Origin of the sequence: Aquimarina sp. 2-A2 (genome assembly GCF_045505135.1) — a bacterium.
In the GTDB taxonomy this organism is placed as follows: Bacteria; Bacteroidota; Bacteroidia; order Flavobacteriales; family Flavobacteriaceae; genus Aquimarina; species Aquimarina intermedia.
Window position 1 is genome coordinate 226,714 of sequence record NZ_JBJKFI010000002.1, and the last position, 25,965, is coordinate 252,678.

The 25,965-nt window shown below is 34.7% G+C and carries 22 protein-coding genes; 7 read left to right on the forward strand and 15 right to left on the reverse strand.

Features of this window, described 5'->3' with window-relative positions:
- Window positions 1-4: 4 nt before the first annotated feature.
- Window positions 5-655: a dienelactone hydrolase family protein gene (locus tag ACJRPK_RS06450; RefSeq protein WP_407139081.1), complete on the reverse strand. Its 651-nt coding sequence runs from the start codon at window positions 653-655 to the stop codon at window positions 5-7.
- Window positions 645-1,859, reverse strand: a complete 1,215-nt coding sequence (locus tag ACJRPK_RS06455; RefSeq protein ID WP_407139082.1) for a hypothetical protein — start codon at window positions 1,857-1,859, stop codon at window positions 645-647. The genes ACJRPK_RS06450 and ACJRPK_RS06455 overlap by 11 nt, the downstream gene beginning before the upstream one ends.
- Before the next feature lie 292 nt (window positions 1,860-2,151).
- Here ACJRPK_RS06455 and ACJRPK_RS06460 point away from each other — a divergent pair, with 292 nt between their 5' ends.
- Entirely contained in the window at window positions 2,152-2,739 is a 588-nt protein-coding gene (locus tag ACJRPK_RS06460; RefSeq protein ID WP_407139083.1) for a CDP-alcohol phosphatidyltransferase family protein, read from the forward strand.
- Between the two features lie 54 nt (window positions 2,740-2,793).
- Window positions 2,794-3,669 carry a L,D-transpeptidase gene (locus ACJRPK_RS06465; protein WP_407139084.1) on the forward strand — a complete coding sequence of 292 codons (876 nt, stop codon included), beginning with the start codon at window positions 2,794-2,796 and terminating at the stop codon, window positions 3,667-3,669.
- A 111-nt stretch (window positions 3,670-3,780) separates the two neighbouring features.
- Here the strand turns inward: ACJRPK_RS06465 and ACJRPK_RS06470 are convergent, their stop codons facing one another.
- From ACJRPK_RS06470 to ACJRPK_RS06485, 4 genes are all read right to left on the reverse strand, one after another.
- Window positions 3,781-6,081 carry a glycosyltransferase gene (locus tag ACJRPK_RS06470; RefSeq protein ID WP_407139085.1) on the reverse strand — a complete coding sequence of 767 codons (2,301 nt, stop codon included), beginning with the start codon at window positions 6,079-6,081 and terminating at the stop codon, window positions 3,781-3,783.
- A 10-nt stretch (window positions 6,082-6,091) separates the two neighbouring features.
- Window positions 6,092-7,129, reverse strand: coding sequence for a pesticidal protein Cry7Aa (locus tag ACJRPK_RS06475; RefSeq protein ID WP_407139086.1), 1,038 nt, complete (start codon window positions 7,127-7,129; stop codon window positions 6,092-6,094).
- A 191-nt stretch (window positions 7,130-7,320) separates the two neighbouring features.
- Window positions 7,321-7,956: a hypothetical protein gene (locus ACJRPK_RS06480; RefSeq protein ID WP_407139088.1), complete on the reverse strand. Its 636-nt coding sequence runs from the start codon at window positions 7,954-7,956 to the stop codon at window positions 7,321-7,323.
- 26 nt (window positions 7,957-7,982) lie between these two features.
- Window positions 7,983-8,525: a hypothetical protein gene (locus ACJRPK_RS06485; protein ID WP_407139089.1), complete on the reverse strand. Its 543-nt coding sequence runs from the start codon at window positions 8,523-8,525 to the stop codon at window positions 7,983-7,985.
- A 166-nt stretch (window positions 8,526-8,691) separates the two neighbouring features.
- Here ACJRPK_RS06485 and ACJRPK_RS06490 point away from each other — a divergent pair, with 166 nt between their 5' ends.
- Entirely contained in the window at window positions 8,692-9,453 is a 762-nt protein-coding gene (locus tag ACJRPK_RS06490; protein WP_407139090.1) for an SDR family NAD(P)-dependent oxidoreductase, read from the forward strand.
- Here ACJRPK_RS06490 and ACJRPK_RS06495 read toward each other — a convergent pair.
- From ACJRPK_RS06495 to ACJRPK_RS06525, 7 genes are all read right to left on the reverse strand, one after another.
- Complete coding sequence (locus tag ACJRPK_RS06495) at window positions 9,450-11,171, reverse strand: adenosylcobalamin-dependent ribonucleoside-diphosphate reductase (protein ID WP_407139092.1); 1,722 nt, start codon at window positions 11,169-11,171, stop codon at window positions 9,450-9,452. The two genes, ACJRPK_RS06490 and ACJRPK_RS06495, sit on opposite strands and share 4 nt — an antisense overlap.
- Window positions 11,172-11,235: 64 nt before the next feature.
- Window positions 11,236-11,604, reverse strand: a complete 369-nt coding sequence (locus ACJRPK_RS06500; protein WP_407139093.1) for a GerW family sporulation protein — start codon at window positions 11,602-11,604, stop codon at window positions 11,236-11,238.
- 19 nt (window positions 11,605-11,623) lie between these two features.
- Window positions 11,624-12,085: a hypothetical protein gene (locus ACJRPK_RS06505; protein WP_407139095.1), complete on the reverse strand. Its 462-nt coding sequence runs from the start codon at window positions 12,083-12,085 to the stop codon at window positions 11,624-11,626.
- Between the two features lie 140 nt (window positions 12,086-12,225).
- Complete coding sequence (locus ACJRPK_RS06510; protein WP_407139097.1) at window positions 12,226-14,865, reverse strand: cation-translocating P-type ATPase; 2,640 nt, start codon at window positions 14,863-14,865, stop codon at window positions 12,226-12,228.
- Window positions 14,866-15,886: 1,021 nt separating this feature from the next.
- On the reverse strand, window positions 15,887-16,558 hold the full coding sequence (locus tag ACJRPK_RS06515) for a DUF4332 domain-containing protein (protein ID WP_407139099.1): 672 nt from the start codon (window positions 16,556-16,558) through the stop codon (window positions 15,887-15,889).
- Window positions 16,559-16,669: 111 nt separating this feature from the next.
- A complete protein-coding gene (ppsA, locus tag ACJRPK_RS06520) occupies window positions 16,670-19,063 on the reverse strand; it encodes a phosphoenolpyruvate synthase (protein ID WP_407139101.1) in 2,394 nt (797 codons plus the stop codon).
- 21 nt (window positions 19,064-19,084) lie between these two features.
- A complete protein-coding gene (locus ACJRPK_RS06525) occupies window positions 19,085-19,471 on the reverse strand; it encodes a hypothetical protein (RefSeq protein WP_407139103.1) in 387 nt (128 codons plus the stop codon).
- Between the two features lie 384 nt (window positions 19,472-19,855).
- Between ACJRPK_RS06525 and ACJRPK_RS06530 the strand changes: the two genes are divergently transcribed.
- Window positions 19,856-20,107 carry a hypothetical protein gene (locus ACJRPK_RS06530; protein WP_407139104.1) on the forward strand — a complete coding sequence of 84 codons (252 nt, stop codon included), beginning with the start codon at window positions 19,856-19,858 and terminating at the stop codon, window positions 20,105-20,107.
- Between the two features lie 318 nt (window positions 20,108-20,425).
- On the opposite strand, the gene ACJRPK_RS06535 is transcribed toward ACJRPK_RS06530, so the two are convergent.
- The gene (locus tag ACJRPK_RS06535) at window positions 20,426-21,265 is read right to left on the reverse strand and encodes a DMT family transporter (RefSeq protein ID WP_407139106.1); all 840 of its coding nucleotides are present in this window, start codon (window positions 21,263-21,265) and stop codon (window positions 20,426-20,428) included.
- Window positions 21,266-21,484: 219 nt separating this feature from the next.
- Between ACJRPK_RS06535 and ACJRPK_RS06540 the strand changes: the two genes are divergently transcribed.
- Window positions 21,485-22,450 (forward strand): hypothetical protein, encoded by a 966-nt coding sequence (locus tag ACJRPK_RS06540; protein WP_407139108.1) that lies wholly within the window; start codon window positions 21,485-21,487, stop codon window positions 22,448-22,450.
- Here ACJRPK_RS06540 and ACJRPK_RS06545 read toward each other — a convergent pair whose 3' ends face one another.
- Entirely contained in the window at window positions 22,451-24,193 is a 1,743-nt protein-coding gene (locus ACJRPK_RS06545; protein WP_407139464.1) for a SulP family inorganic anion transporter, read from the reverse strand. It lies immediately after the preceding gene.
- Window positions 24,194-24,316: 123 nt separating this feature from the next.
- On the opposite strand from ACJRPK_RS06545, the gene ACJRPK_RS06550 reads away from it, so the two are divergent.
- Complete coding sequence (locus ACJRPK_RS06550; protein WP_407139110.1) at window positions 24,317-25,072, forward strand: sulfite exporter TauE/SafE family protein; 756 nt, start codon at window positions 24,317-24,319, stop codon at window positions 25,070-25,072.
- Window positions 25,073-25,136: 64 nt separating this feature from the next.
- Window positions 25,137-25,958: an MBL fold metallo-hydrolase gene (locus ACJRPK_RS06555; protein WP_407139112.1), complete on the forward strand. Its 822-nt coding sequence runs from the start codon at window positions 25,137-25,139 to the stop codon at window positions 25,956-25,958.
- The last annotated feature ends 7 nt before the right edge of the window (window positions 25,959-25,965 follow it).

Here is a 25,965-nt window from a genome sequence, read left to right on the forward strand (position 1 = left end):
TTTCTTATAAGTACATCGTAAACCAATTACCTGAAATTACAGCAACCTCCTGGAGTTTACCAGGTTCTTCAAACAGATGTGAAGCGTTTTTAATAATTTCAATTTTTCGATTATAAATAAATTTTTGAAATGCTTTTTGATTTAACTCTATTACTTCAGTGTCCAACTCTCCTACGATTAATAAAGTAGATGCAATAACTTTATGTAATACATCCATCGCCAGATCGGGTCTCCCTCCTCTGCAAACCACTGCTTTAATAGTATTTCCCAAAGCAGCTGCTGCCTGTAGTGCAGATGCTGCTCCTGTACTGGCTCCAAAATATCCTATAGAGAGCTCTCGTGTTTCTGGTGCTTGTCTTACCCAATCAGTTATCGATACTAACCGTTTGGTCAAAAGATCAATATCGAATCGATTGCTATAAATCTGATCTTCTTTTACTGTCAAAAGATCCACTAATAAGGTGGCCAATCTTTGTTCATTTTGTAATGATTTGGCCACAAAATTATTTCGAGGACTCAACCTACTGCTACCGCTACCATGAGAAAATAGTACTATTGAGCTTGCTTGGTCGGGAATGGTTAAAAAACCTGGCAAGATAGCATCACCCACATCTATATTTATCGTTTTTGTTGTAAACTCGTTTTTAAGTTTCATTCTTTATAAGATTTACAGTATTGGAATCTGACGTTGAGTTTTTTTGAAGTAACGTAACTACGAGAAGTCCATAACTAGTAGCTATAAGCAATATAGAGATGATACCTCCCAGTATGGGTATAATTGTTATGACACGAATTACTGCTGTTATCGTAAGTGCTATAAGGGTTATTGTCCAAAAATTCCAGGAGGCTTCGTTTCTCTTATTCAGATAGTGCGCTAGTAATAAAGCCGTTATTAAATGCCCAAAAAATAAGCTAAAGAGATAGAATGAAGTAAGCAATAAACCTATGGGAATACCAATAAGTATAACAAAAGTCACGATTATTACAATCGGAGTTCCTAGCACATAGAGCATACCATACCCCATACTTTTCAAAAAATGATTGTCCAAATAGGTTACAGCTGCCTGAAATAGTTTTTGAAATATTAAATTTAACAGCAGCACTACTAAAAAAGCCGACAACAAATAAAAAATCCAAAAACCCACGGCCAGTACGCTAAATGTTCCCCAAGATAATTCATTAGCCTCAGGAGCAAGGTCTTTATTATAAACTGCTGAAGCATCAATAAGGGTGTTTTTAAAATCAATGGTGCCGTTTTCAGTCCAATATTCTATTTCTCCATACAATTTTGCCTCTTTTCCTAGTGTTACTTTCGTTGCAACAATTTTGCTTTGTCCTTTAATTACCCCATTGATATAGATTTCTTCTGCATATAGTACAGCGTTATCTTCCAATCTTCCGTTTATTTCAATAGTATTTGCAAAGATTTTGGTCATTCCAATGACTTTTCCATCAAGCACTACATCTCCCGCATACGAGATTAAATTACCATGCACTACTCCATCCTTGGAGACATCGACCTCACCACCAGCTACTATTAAATCGTCCCCTACATCTGCATTTAATATCAATTTGCCTACTGCGATTCGAATATCATCTCCAACATATCCCTGAATCCACAATTCACCACCAACAGCAGTTAAATCTTGAGATATAGAATCTCTGCTTGTTATTTTACCTCCTGCAGCATGCACATCACCATCAACCGTCGCATTTATCTGGATTGTTTCGCCGGTTACATATATATCGTCATATTGTTTGGTATTTAAAACAATAGCTTCTCCCGCATCTATATCTATTTGGGCTACAGAAAGAAATGGAAAAACAAAAGCTAGTACTATTACTACGATATTCTTCATCAAGGTGTTGAGGTTTCAGTTTAAAACTATAAGATATTCACAAACTAATAGTTATAAAATGATCTCGGTCATTACAGCCTCATATCTGTTTATTTTTAAATTACTTCTGATTTTATAGAATTGTACGAGATAAAAGTGATAATAGTCATTGATCAAAAAATCAGAGAATAGTACTTTACAGTTGCTTATAATTCAACCGGAAACGCTGAGGTAGTACAAACAAATTTATTTTTTAGAAATGTTCTAGTACTAACTGAAGATTAAGAGCATCTATGGATTTAAAATATGGTTTATGATTACCTACAAAAATTTTACTATAGCCGATTGGCTGTCAATATATCGTATTCTTGCAGTACCTCTTTTGCTTATATGTATTCTATTTGACTATCGAGAACTATTTTCCTGGTTTTTATTACTAAGCTATAGTACTGATGCAGCCGATGGTTTTATTGCGAGAACTCTAAAAATTTCGAGTCCGCATGGGGCGCAGTTAGATTCCTACGGAGATCAGCTGACTTTTGTAATGGGGGCTGTAGGTGTATTAGTTTTTGAGTTTCCTTTTATTATGGAGCATATTACTTTTATAATTATTGTTTTCATTCCTTATATACTTCAAATGCTTGTAGCGTTAAAAAAGTATGGCAAAGTAACTGCCTTTCATACCTATTTAGCAAAAGTTTCTGCAATACTCCAAGCTATATTCATTCTGTGGACCTTGTTCTTTGAACCGGTGTATTGGCTTTTTTATGTTACTATTATAGTAGGTTTAGTTGAAACTGTCGAAGAAATCATCCTAATTTTTATGTACCATAAATGGGTTACCGATGTTAAAGGCGTGTATTGGGCAATAGAGGATGAAAGACGAACTAAAAAGATATAGAATGAGATCCATTTACTTTACAAGTTGTTTTGAACCAAACTAATACAATACATTATGAAATTTTCTACGTTTAAAGTACTGATATTTCTTTACATGCTAACGGCAGGCAAACCGTTACAATATAATGCTATTCAGGAACTGGTTATTCCCAGAGATGTGCCCATATCAAATTATTTCGCCTTTTTGGACTCCATAATTGAAAAACAAAACCGAAACACTGATTACGAACTAAATGAACATGTATTAGTGAGGGCCAATTCATGGATTATTGATACTTTGATGCAAACAGATTATTATCTACAGCTTAAAAAAGGCTCTTTTATAGATAATCAAAGTAAGATGATTATACTTAGAGCAGGACAAAAACTCTTGATTCCTGACTCCCAAATGACGGCTAACATTTTAAATCGGTTTAAAAGTACCTGGATTGATATTAACATTCCCGAATTTAAGCTACGCATATATCGAGATTCATTACTTCTATTTACATTACCCGTTCGGGTTGGGGAGAACGCAAGTAAATATCTTGCTATGAATGATAGAATAACAGATTTAAGAACTATCCATGGTGATGGGAGCATTGTTGGGTATGAAAAGTCCCCTACATTTTTTAATCCTCAAAGTGGGGAACGATTCTTTTTTACCAAAAGAGATGATGGTAGGATTACTCTAATGCCTCAAATCCCTTGGATTATTACAGAGATTAATGGTATACGCAATGGTCAATTAATTCATCCTACAACGAACCCAATAACTTTAGGAAAAGCATATTCCAATGGGTGTATTGGCACGGGAGAAGGCGATGCTTGGAAAATTTATTATTATGCACCTATTGGAACCAAAATCCGAATCCGATATGATTTGAATGTGAAAGATTCAATAGGCAAACAACAAGTACTAAAAGATATTTATAATTACACTGGATTTTAGAACGCACAATCTCCTTCATGCTATTTTTTCCAAAATCGTAAGCGCTTAGTTAAAGTCACCATTCATACATTTTTATAAAACTCACACTTGAATGTTTTATAATCGATATGTTTACTTAGTAGTACTAACTAGATGTTTATTTGTTTTTAAAATCTTAGCTTTTTTATGTAGCTTGTTAACTCTGTATTGCGTAATCTTCTTTATTTTTTTCTTTACTGTGTTCTTCTCCATAATACATCTTGCTATCAGATAGCAAACTGTAGATTCTGCACCCTGATTTAGGTTAACATTATATTTTTCTAGTCCATCATTACAACCGCCGGTTACAGGATTGTATACAATTTCTTTTAAATGATTATTTCCCAAGAACCAACTAAACACTTTTTCCATCATAGGCTTGTATTCAGGAATCTTCAACGTGTGATAAAAAATATTAAGTGTTTGTATAGTATACGCTACATCGATCGGCTGTTCACCATATGGATAAAGAGGTTCATTTTTATGATGCCAGCCTTGATTAGAAATAACTTTGAATTGCTCCTCACTAAGTGTTTTTGAGATTAAGAACGCTAAAGAATCTAATGCAGTTCTCTTATAGTCGTCGTTACCAGTAGATAAATAACTATATAACATGGCTTCGGGGAGTACACTGTTAGCATACGTCATGTAGGATTCAAACCACTTCCAATCTTTTGTAGCATGTGCATCATAGTTGGTGATTAGGTTTTGTGCCAAGAGTTGAATGCTCTTCGTACAATTATTGTTTTGCACTGTCTGATTGTACTGATAGATCCCTTTGATTATAAAACCGATAGCTCTTGGAGACAAAACTCCTGTGATCCATTGTTGGCATTTCTCAAAAGAATTTCGTGCACGCCTTACAATATGATCCGGCAGTATATTTTGCATAGAAACTACACTTCCTAAAGCCCATACGGCTCTTGCATTTGAATCTTCAAGATTTACATAATCATTCTTAATATGAACTTGATCATATTCATCAATATAATTTATAAATGTACCTTGTTCCTTTTGACATCTTATTATAAAATCTAAGTAAATTTCTACGTACTTCAAATTATCATAAATTGGAAATAGTTCATAATGCATACACATGGCTATCAATGCCCGGGCATTATCATCTAACGTATATCCGGAACTATGATCTGGAATACAAATTTGAGCAAACTGTATGATTCCTCTTGCCGTAGTCATGTTTTTAAGATGATTCAGTTTTATATCCGGATATTCGTATTTAACCCCCTTCGGACTTTTTACAAGCTGATGGTAAACACCCATATGTCGTATGGCAACATTCTCCCAGGCAGTTGATCTTGTTTTCTGAAAAGTGTTGATGCTAAGATGGTGTCTCAACTTAGTATCTGTTAATAATTCTATGGTTGCATTGGCCAGTGCATTTGAGTCTCCAATGTCAATTAAAAAACCAAGATCTCTATTTAAAATTTCTTTGGTATGCGGAATGGTAGTAGCAATGATAGGACACCCGCAACTCATAGCATACGAAAATGTTCCACTAACTGCTTGGTTAGGATCTTTAGATGTAAACAAATAGATATCTGTTGCCTGTAATAACTCTAAAAGTTCTGGTAGATCCACATATCGATTTATAAACTTTACATTATCATATAATTTGAGATCTTCGACTATCCATTCGAGATATTTGCGATATCCATCGGTACTATTAATAATTTCATTAGGATGAGTTTTCCCGATAATTAGATACAATACATTGGATTCATATTCGATAATTTTTGGGAGTGCATGCAGCGCAGTCTCTATGCTTTTACCTGGTCCCATCAAGCCAAAAGTTGAAAGAATTAATCTATTTGAAAAACCATACTTTTCTTTTAATATTTTCTGATCGTTCCATTTTATCAAGTGAGTTCCGTGTGGAATAGTTTCAATAAGCGAAGGAGTAATTTGATATGTTGATTCAAGAAGTATTTTAGACAATTTGGTCATCACAAAGATTGAACTTGCATAAGACACCAATTTTTTAACCACACCTTTTAATTCATCATTTGGATTAGGAAGTACGGTGTGAAAAGTTATAACTACGGGTTTACGAATGTTCTCTAAGAAATCAAGAAGATAGTTTCCATACATTCCTCCGAACAAACCAAACTCGTGCTGTATATGAATCAAATGTATACTTTCATCTTCATTAATACGCTTGGCGATTTTACTATATTCCTCTTTCTGATTCGGATTAAAACTATACTTCTTATTAGAAAATGTTTTACCATTCTGAAGCAATTCGCAGCGTATAGGATTAAATGTTTTTCTAAATTTATTTGTTATTGCATCCATAAGATCTGCTGTATACGTAGCGATACCACATTCTGTGGGTGGAAACGTAGCAATAAAGAGTATTTTAGGAGTTGGGTTCATGATTTATATTTTAATAACTAAGTTGTTCTAATAATTTTTGTAAGCTAACTGATGCTACTGCAACATATTGATCTGCTGCACCATAATAAATGTAAAGATCATCATCAAATAAAGCAGTACCCGTGGGGAAAACTACATTATCCACCACTCCTTTCTTTTCCCAAGGCTCTGTGGGAGAAAATAGCGGTTCTTTTAATCGCGCAAGCAACTTAGTAGGATCATTTTTATCTAATAATGCTGCCGAAGCTTGATAAATTAAGCCAGTTGGTGTCATTTCTGCCGCGTGGTAAATAAGCAACCATCCCGAATCAGTTTCTATTGGCGGGCACCCACCTCCTATATGACTACATTCGTAGTGATATCTGGGAAGAAGCACTATATGTTGTCTTAAATTTGTTATATATTCTTTCCAAAATTCTGGGGTAAGCTCTTTTGAATCATTGAAAGTTACCAGCTGGATTGATGGAAATAATCTATGCAAAACAGCAAATTTCCCATTAATCTTTCTCGGAAAAAACATTAGATTTTTATCCCAAACATATATTTTACCTTTCATCATTTCTGCAAGTCTATACCTTACAAAAAGGTCATAAAAGAGTAAATGTTTATTGCTTATTTTTTCAAAATTATGTTTGATAAGTTCGGAGTATTCTTCAAAAGTGAATTTGGGTGTAATAATTCCTTGTCTCTTAAACTGTTTCAAATTTTTTGAAGTTGCATAGGCCCCAAAAACATTAATCCCATCAAAGGCTGAATATGTCAAGTAATAGGTATCACTAATCTTTACAATTCTTGGATCCTCTGTACCTTTAAATTCATAACTCTCTTGGGGTGAAAACACAGGTATTTCACTTCTTTCCGTCACTGTTAATGGTCCATCAAGTTTACAATAACCCAAAGTCGAAAAATTACCTTCTCTAACAGCACGATAAAACATATGGACTACAGGGCCTTCTTGTATAACCGCAGGATTGAAAACACCTTCGTTTTCAAAGCTATTTTTAGTCTTTCTTAAGAGAATTCCATGTTTGGTAACAATTGATTTCATTACAATAAATTTGAATATCTAAAAATGTGTTTTTATTCAAATTTTCACAATGATAATTGTCAATTAACGGGGAGAAAATAATCTGATTTGTGCTATTTTCATTCATCATCAACCAAAAAACACAATATAGTATCCTTTGTAAACGTTCACTTTATTAAACTCTGGGTTATCTATATCTCAAAATTGCTCTTTTATAATTCAGTAATTATGTTATCTTTTATTAATTTGGCAATGATGGCGTTGACATAATCCCTTACGGTCGTTGTTATGGTTGTAGGATCTATTATATCCAATGATCCGACCCATACCAAGGACTTATTTTCCCCTTCGTTTATATTATAAATTGAGGTTTCTACGTGATATATTTTATATTCATTGTAATATCGCGGATTGTAAAAGATATCTTGGTACGTATAGTAGTACCTGCCAAAACGTCTCCAGCTATACCCTACGGTATAATACCCCCTATCATAAGTACGTTTTTCATCAATACCTTTCACTGCGCTTATTACAACGGCATCGAATCCTTTTTGGGAAAGCTTTTGAACCAAAGTATCGATTTCTTCTTCAGTTTTTTGAGAATCCGTAAATGAAGTATCCAGTGCTTCTCCACTAACGTAGGCATTGATGTTACGTTTCATAAATTCATTTTTTAACTCTTCTTCAAAAATTTTCCGTGCCGTTAGATTTGGTGTAATGCCCAACACCATTAATTTATTCGGCTTAAAAAACAATACTTCTTCATTTTTCCAACTATCAACAATTTTTACAGATGAACAGGACATAAATAAAAAGCTGCCTATGATGATGATAACACCAATTTTCATAATTTCTATAATTTTAAATTTCAAAGCTAATTTTCACCAGTTAATAATTCTTGCAAGCGGACATTGATCGCTTTTACAAATGACTTCACATTCTTTACATTAGATTCTCCTACCAAAGCATCAATTTCCTCTAGATTATATAAAGTATTCACTTGTTTAATAGTATAAGACCCCTGTCCTGATGTAGTAAGCACTAGCATCTTATCATGTTGGTCTGTTGTATTCTCTACAAATCTTTTAACTACAAAAGGTGGTTTCCAGTTCTCCCATGTATGCAAGATTAAAATGGCATCGTAATCTTCGGGCTTTACTTTATTAAGACCTGAAATGTCCATAATATCAATAAAAATGGTATCACCTTTGAAGTGATTTACAACACCATCAACGATAGCGTTTTTAAAATCGCTCCCTTGGGTGGCGATGAGTAACTTTGATTCCAAATAAGGAGAATTAACCTGATACGCATCTGCAATCTCCATAGAGAATTCATATTTATACCATGTTGCCAGAAGAAAAAGTACGATGACAATGGATAAAATAATTAAACCTGCTTTTAAGAAGCGTTTCATTTTATATTATTTTATTAAAACTATGAAATACTCTATTATATAGAAATGATAATCATCATGTTATACTTTTCAATCTTGTAGTACTTTTAGCTTGATAAGTGTAATAGAAATAATTAAAATAATGCACACGGTGAACAATAATTACTCTCTACATAAAAATTAAAAAATGAATCTATTAAAGAATAAAGTAGTCCTAATAACAGGTGGATCAGGAGGTATTGGAAAAGCAACAGCAAAACTCTTTGCAGCCAACGGAGCGCAAGTGATGTTAGTGGGCAGTACAGAAAGTAAACTCAAACAAACTATTGAAGAACTTGATTTTCCCAATATCAGTTATAGCGTAGCAGACGTTTCAAGATCAGAAGACACCAAGCGATATGTCTCAGATACCTTATCAAGGTTTGGTAAAATTGATATCTTTTTTAACAATGCCGGTATAGAGGGAGAATCTAAGCCCATTGAAGCCTATTCAGAGAAAATGTTTGATCGGGTAATTGAAGTAAATTTAAAAGGAGTTTGGTTGGGTTGTCAATTTGTACTTCCTAAAATTTCTGATGGAGGAAGTGTGATCATCACGTCTTCTGTAGCAGGTATCAAAGGTTTTAAAGGTTTAGGAGCCTATGTGGCAAGCAAACATGCCGTTGTAGGTATTATGCGTGTTGCCGCTCTGGAAAATGCGCATCGTAATATTAGAGTAAACACCATACATCCCGGACCTGTACATACCCGTATGATGCGTGCTATTGAAAAGCAGATCGCACCCGATAATCCAAAAGAAGCGCAAAAAGGCTTTGAAGCAGCAATACCGTTTGGGCGATATGCAGAAGCTAATGAAATAGCGGAAACAGTCTTATTCCTAGCTTCAGATCAGAGTGCTTATATTACGGGAACTACACAGGTTATAGATGGAGGTATGTGTATTGCTTAACAAGCGTTATCCGTATTAATGTGGCATTTCTGAAGCACTTGATGCTTTTTGCTACCATAACGATACACTGTAATTCCTTTTAACTTATATTTCCAGGCAGTTCGATAGATTTCTGAGATTTCATCTACTGTAACTTTTTCTGGTAAATTAATGGTTTTAGAAACTGCGTTATCGGTATATTTTTGAAAAGCTTGTTGGTGCAATACATGATACTGCCACGGAATTTCTAAACTTGTTTCAAAAATCTTTTTGATCCGATCAGGAATATCCTCTACATCTCTTATGCTTCCTTCCTGTAATACTTTAGCCCTTAGTTTGGAATTCCATAAACCTAAGGCTTTCATTTTAGAAATAAATAAAGAATTAATTTCTGTCTGGGTTTTTCCTTCTAGAATTCCTGTGCGATTATAGGCTAAAGCAAATAACGGCTCAATAGAATAAGAGGTATTTGCAATTACTGAGATTGTTCCTGTCGGGGCTATACTGTTGCAAGTGGCATTACGGAGTTCTATGTTATTATAGTGTATACTATTCTCCCAAGCAGGAAACACGCCTCTCTCTTTCCCTAATTCTGAAGATGCTGTGTAACTATGCTGTTTAATGAATCGCATCACTTTTTCCGCTAATTCTACAGCCTCTTGTGAAGCATACGGAATCTCTAGCTCAATTAACAATTCTGCCCATCCCATTATACCCAAACCAATCTTACGGTGTGCTTTTGTAATTTTTTCTGTTTCTGGTAGAATATAGTAGTTAGAACTAATTACATTATCCAAAAATCGAATACTAAATTGAATCGTTTTTTGCAACTTCTTCCAATCAACTTGATTAACGTGAGAAGTAGTATCTATCATTTTAGAAAGATTTATTGATCCCAAATTACAACTCTCATAATTTAATAAAGGAACTTCACCGCAAGGATTTGTACTCTGTAATTTGCCAGAGTTAGGCACTGGATTATATTTATTTATCGTGTCTAAGAAAATTAATCCAGGATCTCCGGTCTTCCAGGCTTGGTATATAATTTTATCCCATACATACGATGCTTTCATCTTTTTTATTCTATGTTGAGTACGGGGATTGATTAATTCCCAATCATCGCCCTTATCCAGAGCCTTCATAAAATTGTCTGTTACTCCAACGGATAGGTTGAAATTTCTAATGGAGCTATCATGAGACTTTGAATTAATAAACTCTAGGATGTCGGGATGGTCGATATTTAAAATACCCATATTCGCACCTCTCCTTTTACCACCTTGTTTCACTTGCTCTGTAGCTGCATCAAAAATTTTGATAAACGCTACGGGTCCTGATGAAGTTCCTCCTGAAGAGCTTACTATATCATTTTTTTGTCTAAGTTCTGAAAAATTAAATCCTGTACCTCCTCCACTTTGATGAATTAAAGCAGCATTTTTAAGGGTAGTAAAAATGGCTTCTAAACTATCTCTGACAGGTAAGACAAAGCACGCACTTAACTGTCCTTTGTTTGTGCCCGCATTCATCAAAGTAGGCGAATTGGGTAAAAATTCGAAGTTGGATAACATTTTATAAAAACGTGCCTCCCAGGTTACTCTATCAATGACCTCTTCTGCAGCAGCAATAGCTTTGGCTACCCTCCAAAATAATTCTTGGGGATCTTCTATTACCTGACAATGGTCATCTTTTAAAAGATATCTTTCTTTCAAAATCTGACGCGCATTATTTGTTAATTGAATCATCTAACTATGCATCTGGCTTATTTTTCCACTTTTAAACCACTTATTTTAAAATGTCATACTGCTTTTAAGCAGGCTCTTTTTCTTTATTTCGACTTTGTGCTATTTTTTCGATCAGATCAGGCACTTTTTCAAATACGGCTGCTAACCCGTGAGTTTTATCGGTTCCAAGAAAGGATATATCCTTACCTCTGGTGACCAAGAAACCAATAGGCTGAACCCCGACAGCTGCTCCCGCACCGCCACCCTGACCAGTTGTTTTTTTAGATGCTGTTGCTCCACCGGTACCCGAACCAAAGCCCATACCAACCTTGATAACAGGTACACACTTAAATTCACCAAGTTCAAATTGCTCTCCGATTACCGTTTCAGTAGTTGCCTCAGATTTAATGAAGTCGGTGACTTTTGCTAATAATTCATTTAAATGTAATTCCATTTTCTGCTATTTTAAAAAATTAACTAATTAATGAGGTCAAAAGAAATATCCCTCTATTTTCCATATGTAATTCAAACTGATTGTTTCCTTCAAAATTTATTTCAAAAGTTCCTTTTATAAAGCTCTTAATACTTCTGAAAAACACAAATAACTTTACATTTGTTATACAATCACCTGTGTCTATGTCTAATAAAAGTTTTTTTAATTTAAAGGACCTCAGCATCTTTAAGACCTTATCAAATCTGATGATACTCGTACTTTTAGATGTGACTACTTTACCTCTTGCCTTGTATTTATAACTTATGTTTTCTTTAAATGGATAGAAATAAAATTTCCAGAACAATACACTCAGCTTAATACGTATCAAATGTTCGATATCGTTTTGTAAGCTAGCTGTTGCAATATTTTGAATAGTCAATTTGTATTCATTCTTGTGTGTATTAATATATAAAGACACAGGTATCCATAATAACAAGTACATAACCAAAATGAAGATTAATATCAAAATGAGGATTAAAATCATTCTTTGAATTTTTATAAATTAAATGAAATCCAATGATTAACTCTATGATTTTCATCATGTTTATAAAAATTATAGCATAGCGTAGAATTAAATGTTTACTAGCGTTCTAATCGTTTAAAAAGCTGGATGAGAATAAGTGACCCTGCGCCAAATAATCCAACGATCATAAACTGCTCTGGAGTAAGAAAGACAAGTGAAAAAACTTGTTTAAAAATAGGAACAACGTACGCAACACCAATAAGAAGCGAAGATAAAAATATAGCAGCCCATATCCATGAATTGGTTATCACTTCATTCTTAAAAAAAGGTTTGCCACTATGCGGAATGTTAAAGACATTTAATAACTGTGCTACAACAAGAGTATGAAACGCCATATTATTAACGATGATGGCATTTAAGTTAAGCACAAAGTACGCATATATCGTAATTCCGATAACGCTTGTCGTAATAGCTATACCATAAGTAACAATGGATCTCCAATGTTTTTTAGTTAGAATTGGTTCTTCAGGATTACGGGGAGGCAACCTCATTATTTTAGGATCTCCTTTTCCCATACCCAAAGCTAGTGCAGGAAAAATATCAGTGATCAGGTTTAGAAACAAAATTTGTAAGGGTAATAATGGTAATGGTAAATTAGTCAATGAGGCAATTGCAACCGAGATTATTTCAGCTAAATTGCATGACAAAAGATATACTACGAAGTATCTGATATTACCAAAAATCGTTCGACCTTGCTGAATGGCTAATTTAATTGAGGTAAACTGATCGTTCATCAAAATCACATCTGCAACTTCTTTAGCAGCTTCAGAGCCTCGAATCCCCATTGCAATTCCAATATCGGCTTTTTTTAAGGCAGGTGCATCATTTACGCCATCTCCAATCATACCTACCACGGCATTATGCTTTTGATAGAAATTAATTAATTCCAGTTTTTGTTTGGGAATCATTCTGGCAAAAATCTTTGCATTCAAAATTTTGTGTTCTGTGGCACTTTTAAGATTATGCAAAGTCGATATATCCTTACCATGAATAACAGATGAGGAAACTTCATCCTTGGATAACAAGCCGATCTCCTCTGCAACCTTTGCGGCGGTAGCCGGATGATCTCCGGTAAGCATAACAATTTTAATTCCCGCATTTTTATACGTTTGTATAGCTTGCTTTACATCTGAGCGTGGAGGATCAATAAAACCTATAAGTCCCAAAAAAGTTAGTCCGGTAATCAATTCATCAGTGGTAGGCTGGGATCCTGATTCTTTATAGGCAAAAGCCAAAACTCTAAGCCCTCTAGCGGCAAGCATGTTTGCTTTAGTGAGCCATTCTTGATTATTTAGCAAGGTCTGTACACCATGATCTGTTAAAACGGTCTCACATGCAGCTAACACTTTCTCAGGGGCACCTTTTACATTTACCTGATATTGTTCCTTCTTTTTGGTCAAGGTAGACATCATTTTTTCTATTGCATCAAAAGGAATCTCAGCTATCTCAATATTTTGTGTTCTAATTTTGATAAAATCATAACCCAATTGTATCCCAAACTCCAGTAATGCTATTTCCATCGCGTCGCCCTGTCCATGATCCTCATATATAATTGCGTTATTACATAACAGACCAACTTCAATTATTTTGTCATAAGCTAGTGTTTTGATTAAATTCTTAAGATCGTTTGATAAATAAAACTCATGTACATCAACTACAGCATCGTGAAGTAGTAAGGAACGGACAGCCATCTTATCCTCTGTTAGTGTTCCTGTTTTGTCTGTACAAACAATCGTAGTTTCTCCTAAAGTTTGCACAGATTCCAACTTTTTAATAATTACGTTCTGTCTGGACAACTTAACCATTCCTTTAGCTAAGGCTATAGTTGCAACTATAGGTAATCCTTCGGGAATAGCAGCTACAGCCAAGGCTATACCGGTTTTGATCATTAAAACAATATCTTTTCCTTGAAAAAAACCACTAATTACTATTAATAAAGCTAATAGTAGTGTTAACAAAATGAGCTTATGACTTAAGCTATTAAGTTTCTTTTCCAGAGGAGTTTTTTGCTGAGTAGCCTCCTGCGTCAATTGACTTATCTCCCCTAATTGTGTGTTATCACCGATTGTAGTGACAACAGCCTTTGCATTACCTCTGCTAACTGTAGTCCCCTTGTAAACCATGTTAGTCCGTTCTGCTAAAGATGTCTTTTCTGATAAAACGATGATATCTTTTTCTACCTGATCACTTTCTCCGGTGAGCACGGATTCTTTAACTGCCAAGCTTTGATGCCAAAGTAAACGTGCATCCGCAGGCACCACATCTCCTGAAGTTAATTTTATAATATCTCCCGGAACTAAATGTTGAATACCCAAACGTGTTTGCTTACCGTTACGAATAACGGTTATCTGAGTTTGAACTATTTTTTGGAGTTGTTCTACCGACCTAATTGCTTGGAATTCCATGATAAAACCTATAAGTACAGTTATCAAAATAACCACCAAGACCGTAAATCCTTCCATCCATTCGGCAAATAAAAATGCCAATAATGTAGCAGTAGCCAGTATATAAATAATAGGGTCAAGAAATTGATGTAATAAGAGTATCCACCATTTTTTTGCTTTTTGACTTCTTAGTCTATTCTTACCATGTAATTTTGATCGTTCATTAACTTCGATTGTACTTAGACCATGGTTAGGATTAACATTCAGGTGAGCTAGGGTCTCTTTTACGGTCAAGGTATGAGGTTTACGTGTCATCTATTGTACTTATTCAACGTTATTCAAATCAATATTAATCATATGAAGCAAGCTCACTTACAATATCTTTTTTAGCAAAATCAAATTCTCTCCAAGCCCATAGCACAAACCTGGAAATTTCATCTATAAATATCAATTTTCTGTTATTTACCACCTGACCCATCAACTCAATATTGATATTAATTCCAATTCTTATTCTATCTAATTTATTTTTTTACCTTTTTATCCACTATTTTTTTAAGCTAGCAATCCTACTTCCTAACTATTTATAACAAGAACTATATTTTGCATTCCTTTTGGATAGAGGTAGGCAATGATCAGTCTTCACATGGTTAAAGTAAATTATTAACAATTAAAAATATATGATTATGGTCAAGTTTGTATAACAATCTATTTAAACCAAAATGAGATTTAGAAATGATATATGATAGTCAAATAGTAATTAAACGAACTGATGAATGTCATTTCAAGTGTAAGTAATTACATGTTCATTTATCTAAACTATATTTATTATGAAACTCCACAAAAAATTTGGTATACTAGCTATCCTCGGATGTGCTTTTTTAATAAAAAGTTGCGGCCCTGTTGTTATTTCTACTACTCCAAATAACCCTCCGCCGACTTGGTTTTATCCAAATCGGCTGGAAGTTGTGCGCTATATATATTTTCCAGATTTCAATATCTATTATGATATTTCTCTACGACATTATATGTATCTTGAAAATAATGTTTGGATTACGGTAAAAGTTTTACCATCAAGGTATGCGTATATCGATCTAAATAATGCTCGTTATGTAAGAATCCGGGACTATCATGGAAATATTATCGAAAGTTATCATCGTTCTAACAGGTATTACAATTCTGATCGAGTAAACCGAAATATCCGTAATAGCAGAAGTAGCTATGAAAGAAGCAGAAGCATTATTAATAATAGAAGTACACAGACAAGAAGTAAAAGTAATCGCTCACGAACCAAAAGCAGGGATAGTTTATAGTAATCTTGTATATCTTATTTTCACTCTCAATAAGTTATATCCAAAGGGAGTAGTTGTGCGGATTCTTTAAGCATTTTTATATCATTTAATCCGATGTGGGCCTGGTATATTTTTCGCTCAGTATTCATTTTCTTTATAGTAGTGTAGAGCTGATTCGGATCACTATTTGCAACCTTTTCAAGGCTGTCATAACCGGCTTCATACAATACAAAAGCAAAAGTATGGTTCACCCATCGAATTCGGGATAGGTCTGTTAATTTAGTTAGTCTTAGTATTTCTTTATAATGTATCTCGGTTTCCTCAGAAAGGCACCTCCTGTCTTTTTCTGTTAGAATTTTATCAAAAAAATGACGGGTATGTTTAATTCCAATGTTTTCTAATTTTTCTACTATATATGCAGGTGTTTCAGGAAAATCTTTAAGTCTATTTGGTTTTCTGATATATCCATTGATCATTCTTCTCACTACGCTGAGATATGATTCTGGTATTCCACTTCGTTTGGAAAACTCAAGAAGCCGATCCTTACGATTCAGAATTTGTTGTAGTTCCCTTAGATTCTCAACACCCTTACTTTTAATAATATCCAGATTGTGTATAGTATCTTTTAATATGATCCAACTGGAAATAAGATGCGTTGACCGTATAATATCCTTATAGTTATCTATACTAATTTTTGATAAATCTATATCATATCCCATTAGTTCCTCTACATTAAGTGATTGATTTTTGTCCTGCGAGGAATACCTAGTAAGTATTCCCTGCCACTACTACAAAATTGGGCTAGTCAACGTTCTTATGGTATGTAAACCCTACACTTGGTTAGTTATAACAGATGTTTGACTTTCTGCAAGATTTATATTTTCTATCCCTTTTAATAAGGCGTCAGGATTAAAAGAAATGCTATGAATTCCTTCCGCTACAAGAAATGAAGCATAATCGGCAAAGTCGCTGGGGGCCTGACCACATAATCCTATCTTTTTTCCAGTTTTGTTGGCTTTTTGAATGGCCATTCTAATCATTTTTTTAACAGCAGCATTATTTTCATCAAAGATAGAAGCCATGAGTACAGAATCCCTATCAATTCCCATCGTCAGCTGTGTCAAATCATTAGATCCTATAGAGAATCCATCAAAAACTTCAGCAAATTCTTCAGCTAGAAGAATATTACTTGGAATTTCGGACATTACATATACCTCGAGACCATTCTCTCCCTTTTGCAATCCATAGCCCTTCATAATATCTATGACTTTTTTTCCTTCTTCAACCGTTCGACAAAATGGTATCATGACTTTTACATTAGTCAAGCCCATTTCATTTCTAACTTTTTCAATTGCAGCACATTCAAGTTCAAAACCTTCCTTATACAGGGTACTGTAATACCGTGACGCACCCCTAAAACCTAACATTGGGTTCTCCTCTTTTGGTTCAAATTGAATACCTCCAATCAAATTAGCATATTCATTAGTTTTAAAATCACTCATTCGTACAATCACTTCTTTAGGGTAAAAAGCGGCAGCAATAGTTGCAATTCCCTGAGAGAGCAAGTCAATAAAATAATCCTTTTTTTGAGGATAGTTTTCCGTTAATTGTGTGATTTGCTTTTTTATTTTATTTTCAGATAACTTATCATACTTTACCAAAGCCATAGGATGCACTTTGATCATATGTGTTATTATAAACTCCATCCTAAGTAATCCTACACCATCATTTGGATAGAACGATAATTGAAAAGCTCTTTCGGGATCTGATAAGATTAATTTAGCTTCAGTTTTAGGTAACTTTATCAAACTTATGTCTACTGTTTCACGTTTAAAAGATAGCTTGCCCTTATAAACATATCCTGTTTTACCCTCTGCACAAGACAACGTAATCAATTCACCATCTTTTATTCCTCTTGTAGCACTATTGGTTCCAACTACAGCCGGAACTCCTAATTCTCTCGCAACAATAGCTGCATGACTTGTTCTTCCTCCACGATTGGTTACAATACCACCTGCTTTTTTAAGTAAAGGATCCCAGTCAGGGCTGGTGATATCAGTAACTATAATATCACCTTCTTGTAACTTGTGAGAATCTTTGGGGGTTCTTAATACTCTAGCTACACCCACACTTATTTTGGAACCAATAGCGTTACCTACTGCTAATATCTCACTCCTATTCTCTAAGGTATATTTTAAAAGAGTCGTAAGCCTTTTTGAATGATGCACAGTTTCCGGCCTTGCCTGAGTTATAAAAAGTTCCTTGGTTAGCCCGTCTTTTGCCCATTCAATATCCATAGCTTTGCCATAATGTTGCTCTATAATTAATGCCCATTTTGCCAATGTCGTTACTTCCTGATCAGATAATACAAATTGTTTTCGCTTGTAGAGTTTGGTAATTTGATTAACAGTTGGTCTGTCCTTATCGAGCTCAGAATACACCATTGTCTTTTCCTTATCCCCTAGTATTTTTTGGACAATTGCATTTTTACCCAATTCCAGAGTTGGCTTGAATACATAAAACTCATCCGGATTGATAGTCCCCTGAACAATATTTTCTCCCAAACCCCAAACGCCGGAAAGATGTATAATGTTTTGGAACCCAGACTCAGGCTCTATAGTAAAGCCCACGCCCGAGCAACCTTTATCTGAGCGAACCATTCGTTGTACGCCAACTGAAAGCGCTATTTTATCATGTTCAAACTCTTTATCCTCTCTATATTTAATTGCGCGATCTGTGTATAAGGAGGCAAAGCATTTCTTTACAGCCTGCAGTAACGACTTTTCATTTCGTATATTTAAAAAACTATCATGTTGCCCTGCAAAACTAGCTTCCGGTAAATCCTCTGCAGTAGCGCTACTGCGCACTGCCACTACTCCCGATCCTCCCTTACTAAGTTCTCTATAAAATGTGGTAATTTCAGTTATAAAATTTTTAGAAAATGTACCTTTTAAAATGAGTGAACGAGCCATCACCCCAATTTGGGCAAGGTTAGCAAAGTCTTGTCGATCCAGACTGGTTAATAGACTTTTGAGAGATGTTTCTATATTATTTTCTTCAAGAAATTCCCAAAATGCATCTGCAGTAGTAGCAAACCCATCAGGAATTTTAATTCCGTTGGAAGTTAACTTAGTATACATTTCACCTAAAGATGCGTTTTTACCTCCTACCCGTGAAATATCGTTGATCGTAATTCCGTCAAACTTTATACAATACGTTTTCATTAAATTCTATTTTATCTGTTGTTAATAAGGAACGATGTCATAGGCTACATTTAATAAAAAGATTCCGGTTAGAAATAGTAATACATATATTGTTTGTATTAGTTTGATATTTATAAACTCTAACCATTTCAGCGTGATAAATGGAAAAATAAAAAGTAATAAACCTATATCAAGAGAAACCCAACCAATGCCTGTTATAATTAATTTGTAATTAGGTTCCCATATATTATGAAGAAGCACTGTCATAAGCCCAAATACTATAGCTAGGAATGAAGTGATTATCAAAAACTTCTGGTCATTTAAATCATCGAAAATTTGTTTTATACGACTTGGATTAAAACTAAGTATTACAAAAAATATGAGTAAATACCAGCCCCAGAATTTTGCTAAAAAAATAGATATATCCATTATTTCCATTTTTAAGATATCTACAAAAATAAAGGCAACGATCTACTATTCATATGACTATAGTCAGCTTACAATTGCAGCATACACAAAGTTATTAATTCTGGCAGCGTGCCATTCAAATTGGAAAAACATAACAAACGATAAATACCACGACTATATCTTCATCCAAAAAATTTTCCTAAATAATTTACTATCTTACAAAGGTTCCTATCATCATCCCTTAACCCTTATGAAATCAGGGAATTTGCACTTCAATACAACCGAAGATTCTTTATATTATACACCCCTTTACAACTATAAACTAGCATGTTAGAATAAAATAAATTTGGAAGTATTACGGAAAAACCGTAGTTTAGTTACTCCAAATCAATAAAACTCGTGCTTATGCAGAAAACTACTCTCATTGAAAATTTTAATTCGCAAAACTTAGCCGAAAAGTATTTTAACATCTGGAATGATGGCCAGCATTTATTTACCGTTAATGATTATAACAGAGACTTTCAATATAGTATCTTTTATATCAAAGGTTTATTTGCTGAAGTCATTTACAACAAACTAGATGGAAATATTTTAACAATTAACAGCTTTAGCGATAAAAAGAAATTACAGTTCTATCTAGACACTGATTTTTCCTAACGCCTTTTTTTGCCCTTAGTCCCAATTGTAAGCGAAATACCCTTACATTGTCTCAGCTTGCGTTTGCGGTACACTAGCTAGTTTTGCATACTGTTCAAAATTCTGCACTACTGCTACCGCCCCATGTATCGCTTCGCGGCTTTATTTTTAAATAACCTTATCCCCTACTGTTACTTAATAGTTCAGCGTAAAGTCAACGAACGTACCATTGTTGCTCATTTGAGACGCATTGACCCAAATCCAGGTGGGATTATAAGAATTCGTAACAGCGTAAGTCGGAGATTGTAATATTGAAGTATCTTTTAATATATCTCAATCTTAAGTGTGTTTTTTAGTTTTATATAGAATATTCAATAGTAATCCCAGTATCACCATAGCTGTTCCCATAATGCTCAATACCGGATAACGGTCTCCAAACCAAACAATCCCAGCGAGCATAGTACTAATAACTTCAATATATTTTAAAGACACTACTTTATTAGTTACTTGAGATTGAAAGGCTTTGGTCATAAACAATTGTCCAAAATAACCAAAAACACCAAGACTTAATAACAGTAACCACTCAATCCCTCTTGGAGTCGTCCAATAGAATATACTGAAGGTTCCACCTACAATAAAGGAAATCCACATAAAATAATTTACAATAACAACAGGATGGTCATTGTGTCCGATTTTATTGATAAGTATATAAACAAAACCACTCGCCAATGCAGAGCACAAAACCAATAGTAGTCCAACTAGATGAATATCCGGGTCAAATCCTTTGATCACCAAAACTCCGGCAAAAGCAAGTAAGAAGAACGACCATTGTACAGAGGCGATGCGTTCTCTTAAAAAAACAACTGCTAATAAAGCTGCAAATATGGGCGATGTGTATCGCAAAGAAACTGCGGTTCCAATTGGAAGATAAGGCACTGCTAGGAAAAATAGCCCCATAGAAGTTACACCAGCCAACCCTCTTGCTATTAATAATGTGCGTTTACTCCCCAGCATAGGAATTTTTTTATAGTGTAAGAAGCTCATTGTGAATACTAAAGAGCCCACCGAACGAAACATAATTAATTGTGCTGCGCTAAAATGTACCAGATATTTAACAAAAAGATTCATCATCGTAAACGATAATGCGCTTATTACCATAAAATATATTGCTTGCCTCATTGGTTCAAAGATACCTTTTACCCCCACTACTTCATGCTAATCATTCTCTGAGTATCGAAAAAAAATAACCTCTTTAAATAGTAGATTAATAAAAAACACTGGTAAATGTTACGAATACGCTATAGAAATACTAAATTTTACGATTTACTCAACATACTATTCTTCTATATAATTTCGTTTTAATATATTCACGGCACGATAAATGCCCCTATATCTGCGATGAAAATCTTACTTTACCTACTTCTATGTATCTCCGCTTTTGGTTATGGTCAACGCTATGAGCTACACGATCCCATATTAAAAGAACCCGTTTCATATGCCACCATATCATTTGGTAACGGCAATGGCATGTTCGCCGATGCCAATGGAGTATTTTATTTTTCTCCAAAGCGATATGCTGATATTGACACACTATATATTACAGCAGTTGGATACAAAGACAAGGTGGTCGATACACGCACTATGCCTTCGACCTTGATTATGGAACAGGATATAGCACAGTTGCAGGAAGTATATTTAACCGGAGAAAAAAGAAGAAAATACAAGGTCAAAAAGATTGCATCAAAAGTACACGCCGATTACTTTAAATGTTGGCTCCCTACAGTAGAATCTGAAATAGGTGTGTTTTTTCCTAAACCTTCAAGTACACCGGTAAAAATAGCTTCGGTTTACTTACCTGTTAAAATGGAAGCATCGCGTAGCGCTTCTGGCAAACCACAAGCCTTTTCAACATTGTTTAAAATGCAATTCTATAGCAATGTCGATGGTAAACCTTCAAAACGGCTGCCATATGAGGACATAATTTTTCGCGTGACAGAAAAGGATAAAGCAAATTTTGAACTCGATATTTCCGAATATAAAATATACGTACCTTCTGATGGTATTTATATCTCAATTCAAGTGCTTGGTTACACGGATAGCGAAGGGAATTTACAAGATACTCGTAAATACCATGAAGTGGAAACACCCAAAGGTTTTGTAAAGATTTCTACCACCTTCAGACCGCTGTTACCCTTTACAGATAAGATAGACAGCTTTACTACATTTACGAGAAGGATTTTCTATAAAAATCGTACCTGGCAACGTTTTGACAATAATTATACTAAAGGAAATTCATTAATTCAGCGTGGATTCACTAATTATGGTATGGGAGTCAAATTTCACATCTATGAAGACACCAAATAGTTAATCCATAATAGAACGTTGCGTATTGTGCTGTAACGCTATCTGTTTTTCTGATGGATGTTGATCCGGATGCGCTGTAAAATATACCGCTTCGGTGATGGTCATAAAATAATGGGCGGCTCCCAGTTGTTCAGTAAATCCGGAGCGTTTTAAAAAGTCACGTACAGGACCTATTGCTCCAGAAATTAATAACTGTACATTATTACTTGATAAATACGCATTTACATTATATAAGGTGTGTAAACCTGTGCTATCGATATCGTGCATATTGGTCATGTCCAAAATAAAAAATTCAGGTTGCGTTTCACGCTTTTGTAAAGCCGCCATAATAGTTTCTCTAAAATAGTTTGTGTTACCAAAAAAGAGTTGATTATCAAATCTCAAAATTAAATATTTCGCTGCTTTGGAAGCTTCAGGAAAACGTTCGTAATTTCGATAATATTCGGTTCCGGGAATATTGACTAATTCAGCCACATGCGGTCTGGAACTATAATACAACATAAAAATAAATGATAACAATACCCCGATCAATATACCTATTTCAATACTCAAAAAAAGCGTACATAGAAATGTTATTACCATAATCAAGAATTCGCGTCTTCTCAATTTCAATAACATTTTGGCCCCTTTAAAATCAAGTAAACCCAGCACGGATAATACAATAATTGCCGCCAAAACGCTTTTGGGGATATAATAAAAGAACTTGGTAAAGAACAATAGCGACGCAATAATTAAGACAGCTGTTACAAGAGAAGCTATGGTAGTTTTGGCTCCTTGCTGATCGTTTATAGCCGATCGACTATAACTACCTGATGACGGAACAGCAAGAAAAAATGCACCCAGAATTTTTGAAATTCCCAACGCCAGTAATTCCTGATTTGCCCGTACGGTGTGATCCCGATTTTTCATCTCAAAGGACTTAGCAATTCCTATACTTCCAATAAATCCTATTAGTGTTACGGTAAAAACAGTGGGTAATAAATTTAGTAGTGTTTGATAATCGGCATATGGAATTACAAATGAGGGCAAGCCCTTTGGTACTTCGCCAATAATAGCCACTCCCAGATCATTTAATCCAAATTGATAGGTTGCCAAAGCTCCTAAAATAAGTACTATCAATGCCCCGGGAAACGTCTTTTTCCATCGTTTAAATAACAATATTAAAATTATTGCTGTTACAAATAATAGAAAAGTATAAACATTAATTTCTGAAAAATTTTGTGCCAGGTGCATCAAAATCTCATAGCTCTGATCATACCTAGGCATAGAAATACCAAAAGCTGCTTTGATTTGTGAAATAATAATAATGATCGCCGCGGCTGAGATAAACCCTGAAATTACAGGTTGTGATATCAAGTTGGTTAAAAATCCCATTTTAAATATGCTCATTAATACCTGTACAATACCGATTAACAATCCGGTATAAATTACCAGATGCACAAAAGTATCAGAGAATGGGATGGCTAACTGACTTATACCGCTCATAATCAAAATGGCAGTTACTGCCACCGGACCAATACTTAATTGTGTTGAAGTACCTAAAAGTGCGTAAATTATTAACGGAATTAAACATGCATACAGTCCATATATGGGAGGTACACCCATCAACAATGCATAGGCAATAGCTTGCGGAATCAAAACCACACCTACAGTTGTCCCCGCAATGAGATCTGCTTTAAAAATCCCAAAACTGTACGTCTTTAGGGTGTTTAAAATCGGGAAAAATTGAGGTAATCTTTTAATGTGCTATAAATTTTAAATTACCTTAAAACTACAACAGATTGTGTTGATAACCCAAGTGTTTTTTAAACAAATTAATATTTACCTGAAAGTTTTCTATACTTTTGAAGCAAATAACCCTTTTATATGAATGAATATTACATGTTGGCGCTGTTAGTACTTGTGGGATTTATCGCAGGAATTATTAATACACTGGCTGGAGGTGGCTCGTTACTTACATTGCCTATGTTAATCTTTATGGGTTTGCCACCAGCGATCGCAAACGGTACCAATCGTATTGGTATTTTGATTCAAGGGATTACAACAGTTGCAGGTTTTCGTAGTAAAGGAGTACATACCTCAAAATTTGGAGTCTATCTGGGACTTTCTGCATTGATAGGATCGCTGATAGGAGCAAAAATAGCGGTTGATATCAAAGGAGAAACTTTTAATCAAATTTTGGCTGTCGTTATGATTTTAGTGGTTCTGTTTATGGTTTTTCAACCTAAAAGAAACGGATTGGAAACTTTTGAGAGAATTACAGGGAACTATTTTTGGTGGTCAGTTATTGCATTCTTTTTTATCGGAATCTACGGCGGATTCATTCAGGCAGGAATTGGCATATTTATCTTATTGGCACTTTCTTCTATCAATCACATGAGTCTGGTTAAGTCTAATGCTATTAAGAGTCTCGTAGTTGCTATTTACACTGTAGCAGCATTAATAGTTTTTATTCTTAATGATCAAATTAATTTTCTATATGGAATTGTGCTTGCTGCGGGTAATGCTACCGGAGGATGGTTTGCAAGTAGATGGTCAGTTAAAAAAGGTGATGGAATGGTTAAGTTTTTTCTGGTAGTGATGGTTATTGCGATGGCCATAAAACTACTTTGGGATAGTTAATATTCTTTTAATGTTTTTTATCACTTCCTCATATATCTTATCTTAAACCAAAATATATTTCATTATGAAAATTAACTATAAATATTATTTGGTTTTATTAGCAGCTGCCACTATGGCCTGCAAAGAAAATCCAAAAAAGTCATCTACCGAAGCATCTGAAAATGTATCACAATCTGAAATGGCTTCAGAAAATACTAGCAAGTCCGACAAGAAAGAGGCTTCTTTTGAACTTACTCCTATTTCACATGCTACAGCAGTATTGCAATTTGAGGGCAAAACAATTTACCTTGATCCCACAGGGGGTAACAAAGCATTTGAAAAATTCCCTTCCCCCGATTTAGTATTGATTACCGATATACACGGAGATCATATGGATATCGAGACATTAAATAGTTTGGACTTAAGTAAGACAAAATTAGTAGTTCCTCAAGCGGTAGCCGAAAAATTACCGGCTGATTATACCGATAAATTGATCTTACTAGCTAACGGAGAGGTCAAGAACCTTATGAGCATTAAAATTGAGGCGATACCTATGTACAACTTGAGAAAAGAAGCTTTAAAGTTTCATGAAAAGGGAAGAGGTAACGGCTATGTTTTAACCTTGGGCGATGAACGTGTTTATTTTTCGGGAGACACCGAAGATATACCGGAAATGCGTAATTTAGATAATATAGATCATGCTTTTGTGTGTATGAACCTACCGTACACTATGACCGTAAAAAGTGCTGCCGATGCTGTGCTGGATTTTAAGCCAAAAAAAGTATATCCATATCACTATCGTGGGACAGATGGTCTAAGCGATGTGGCAGAATTCAAATCCATAGTAAATTCAAATAACCCAGCTATAGAAGTCATCCAACTGGACTGGTATCCAAAGATTAAATAGACCTTAG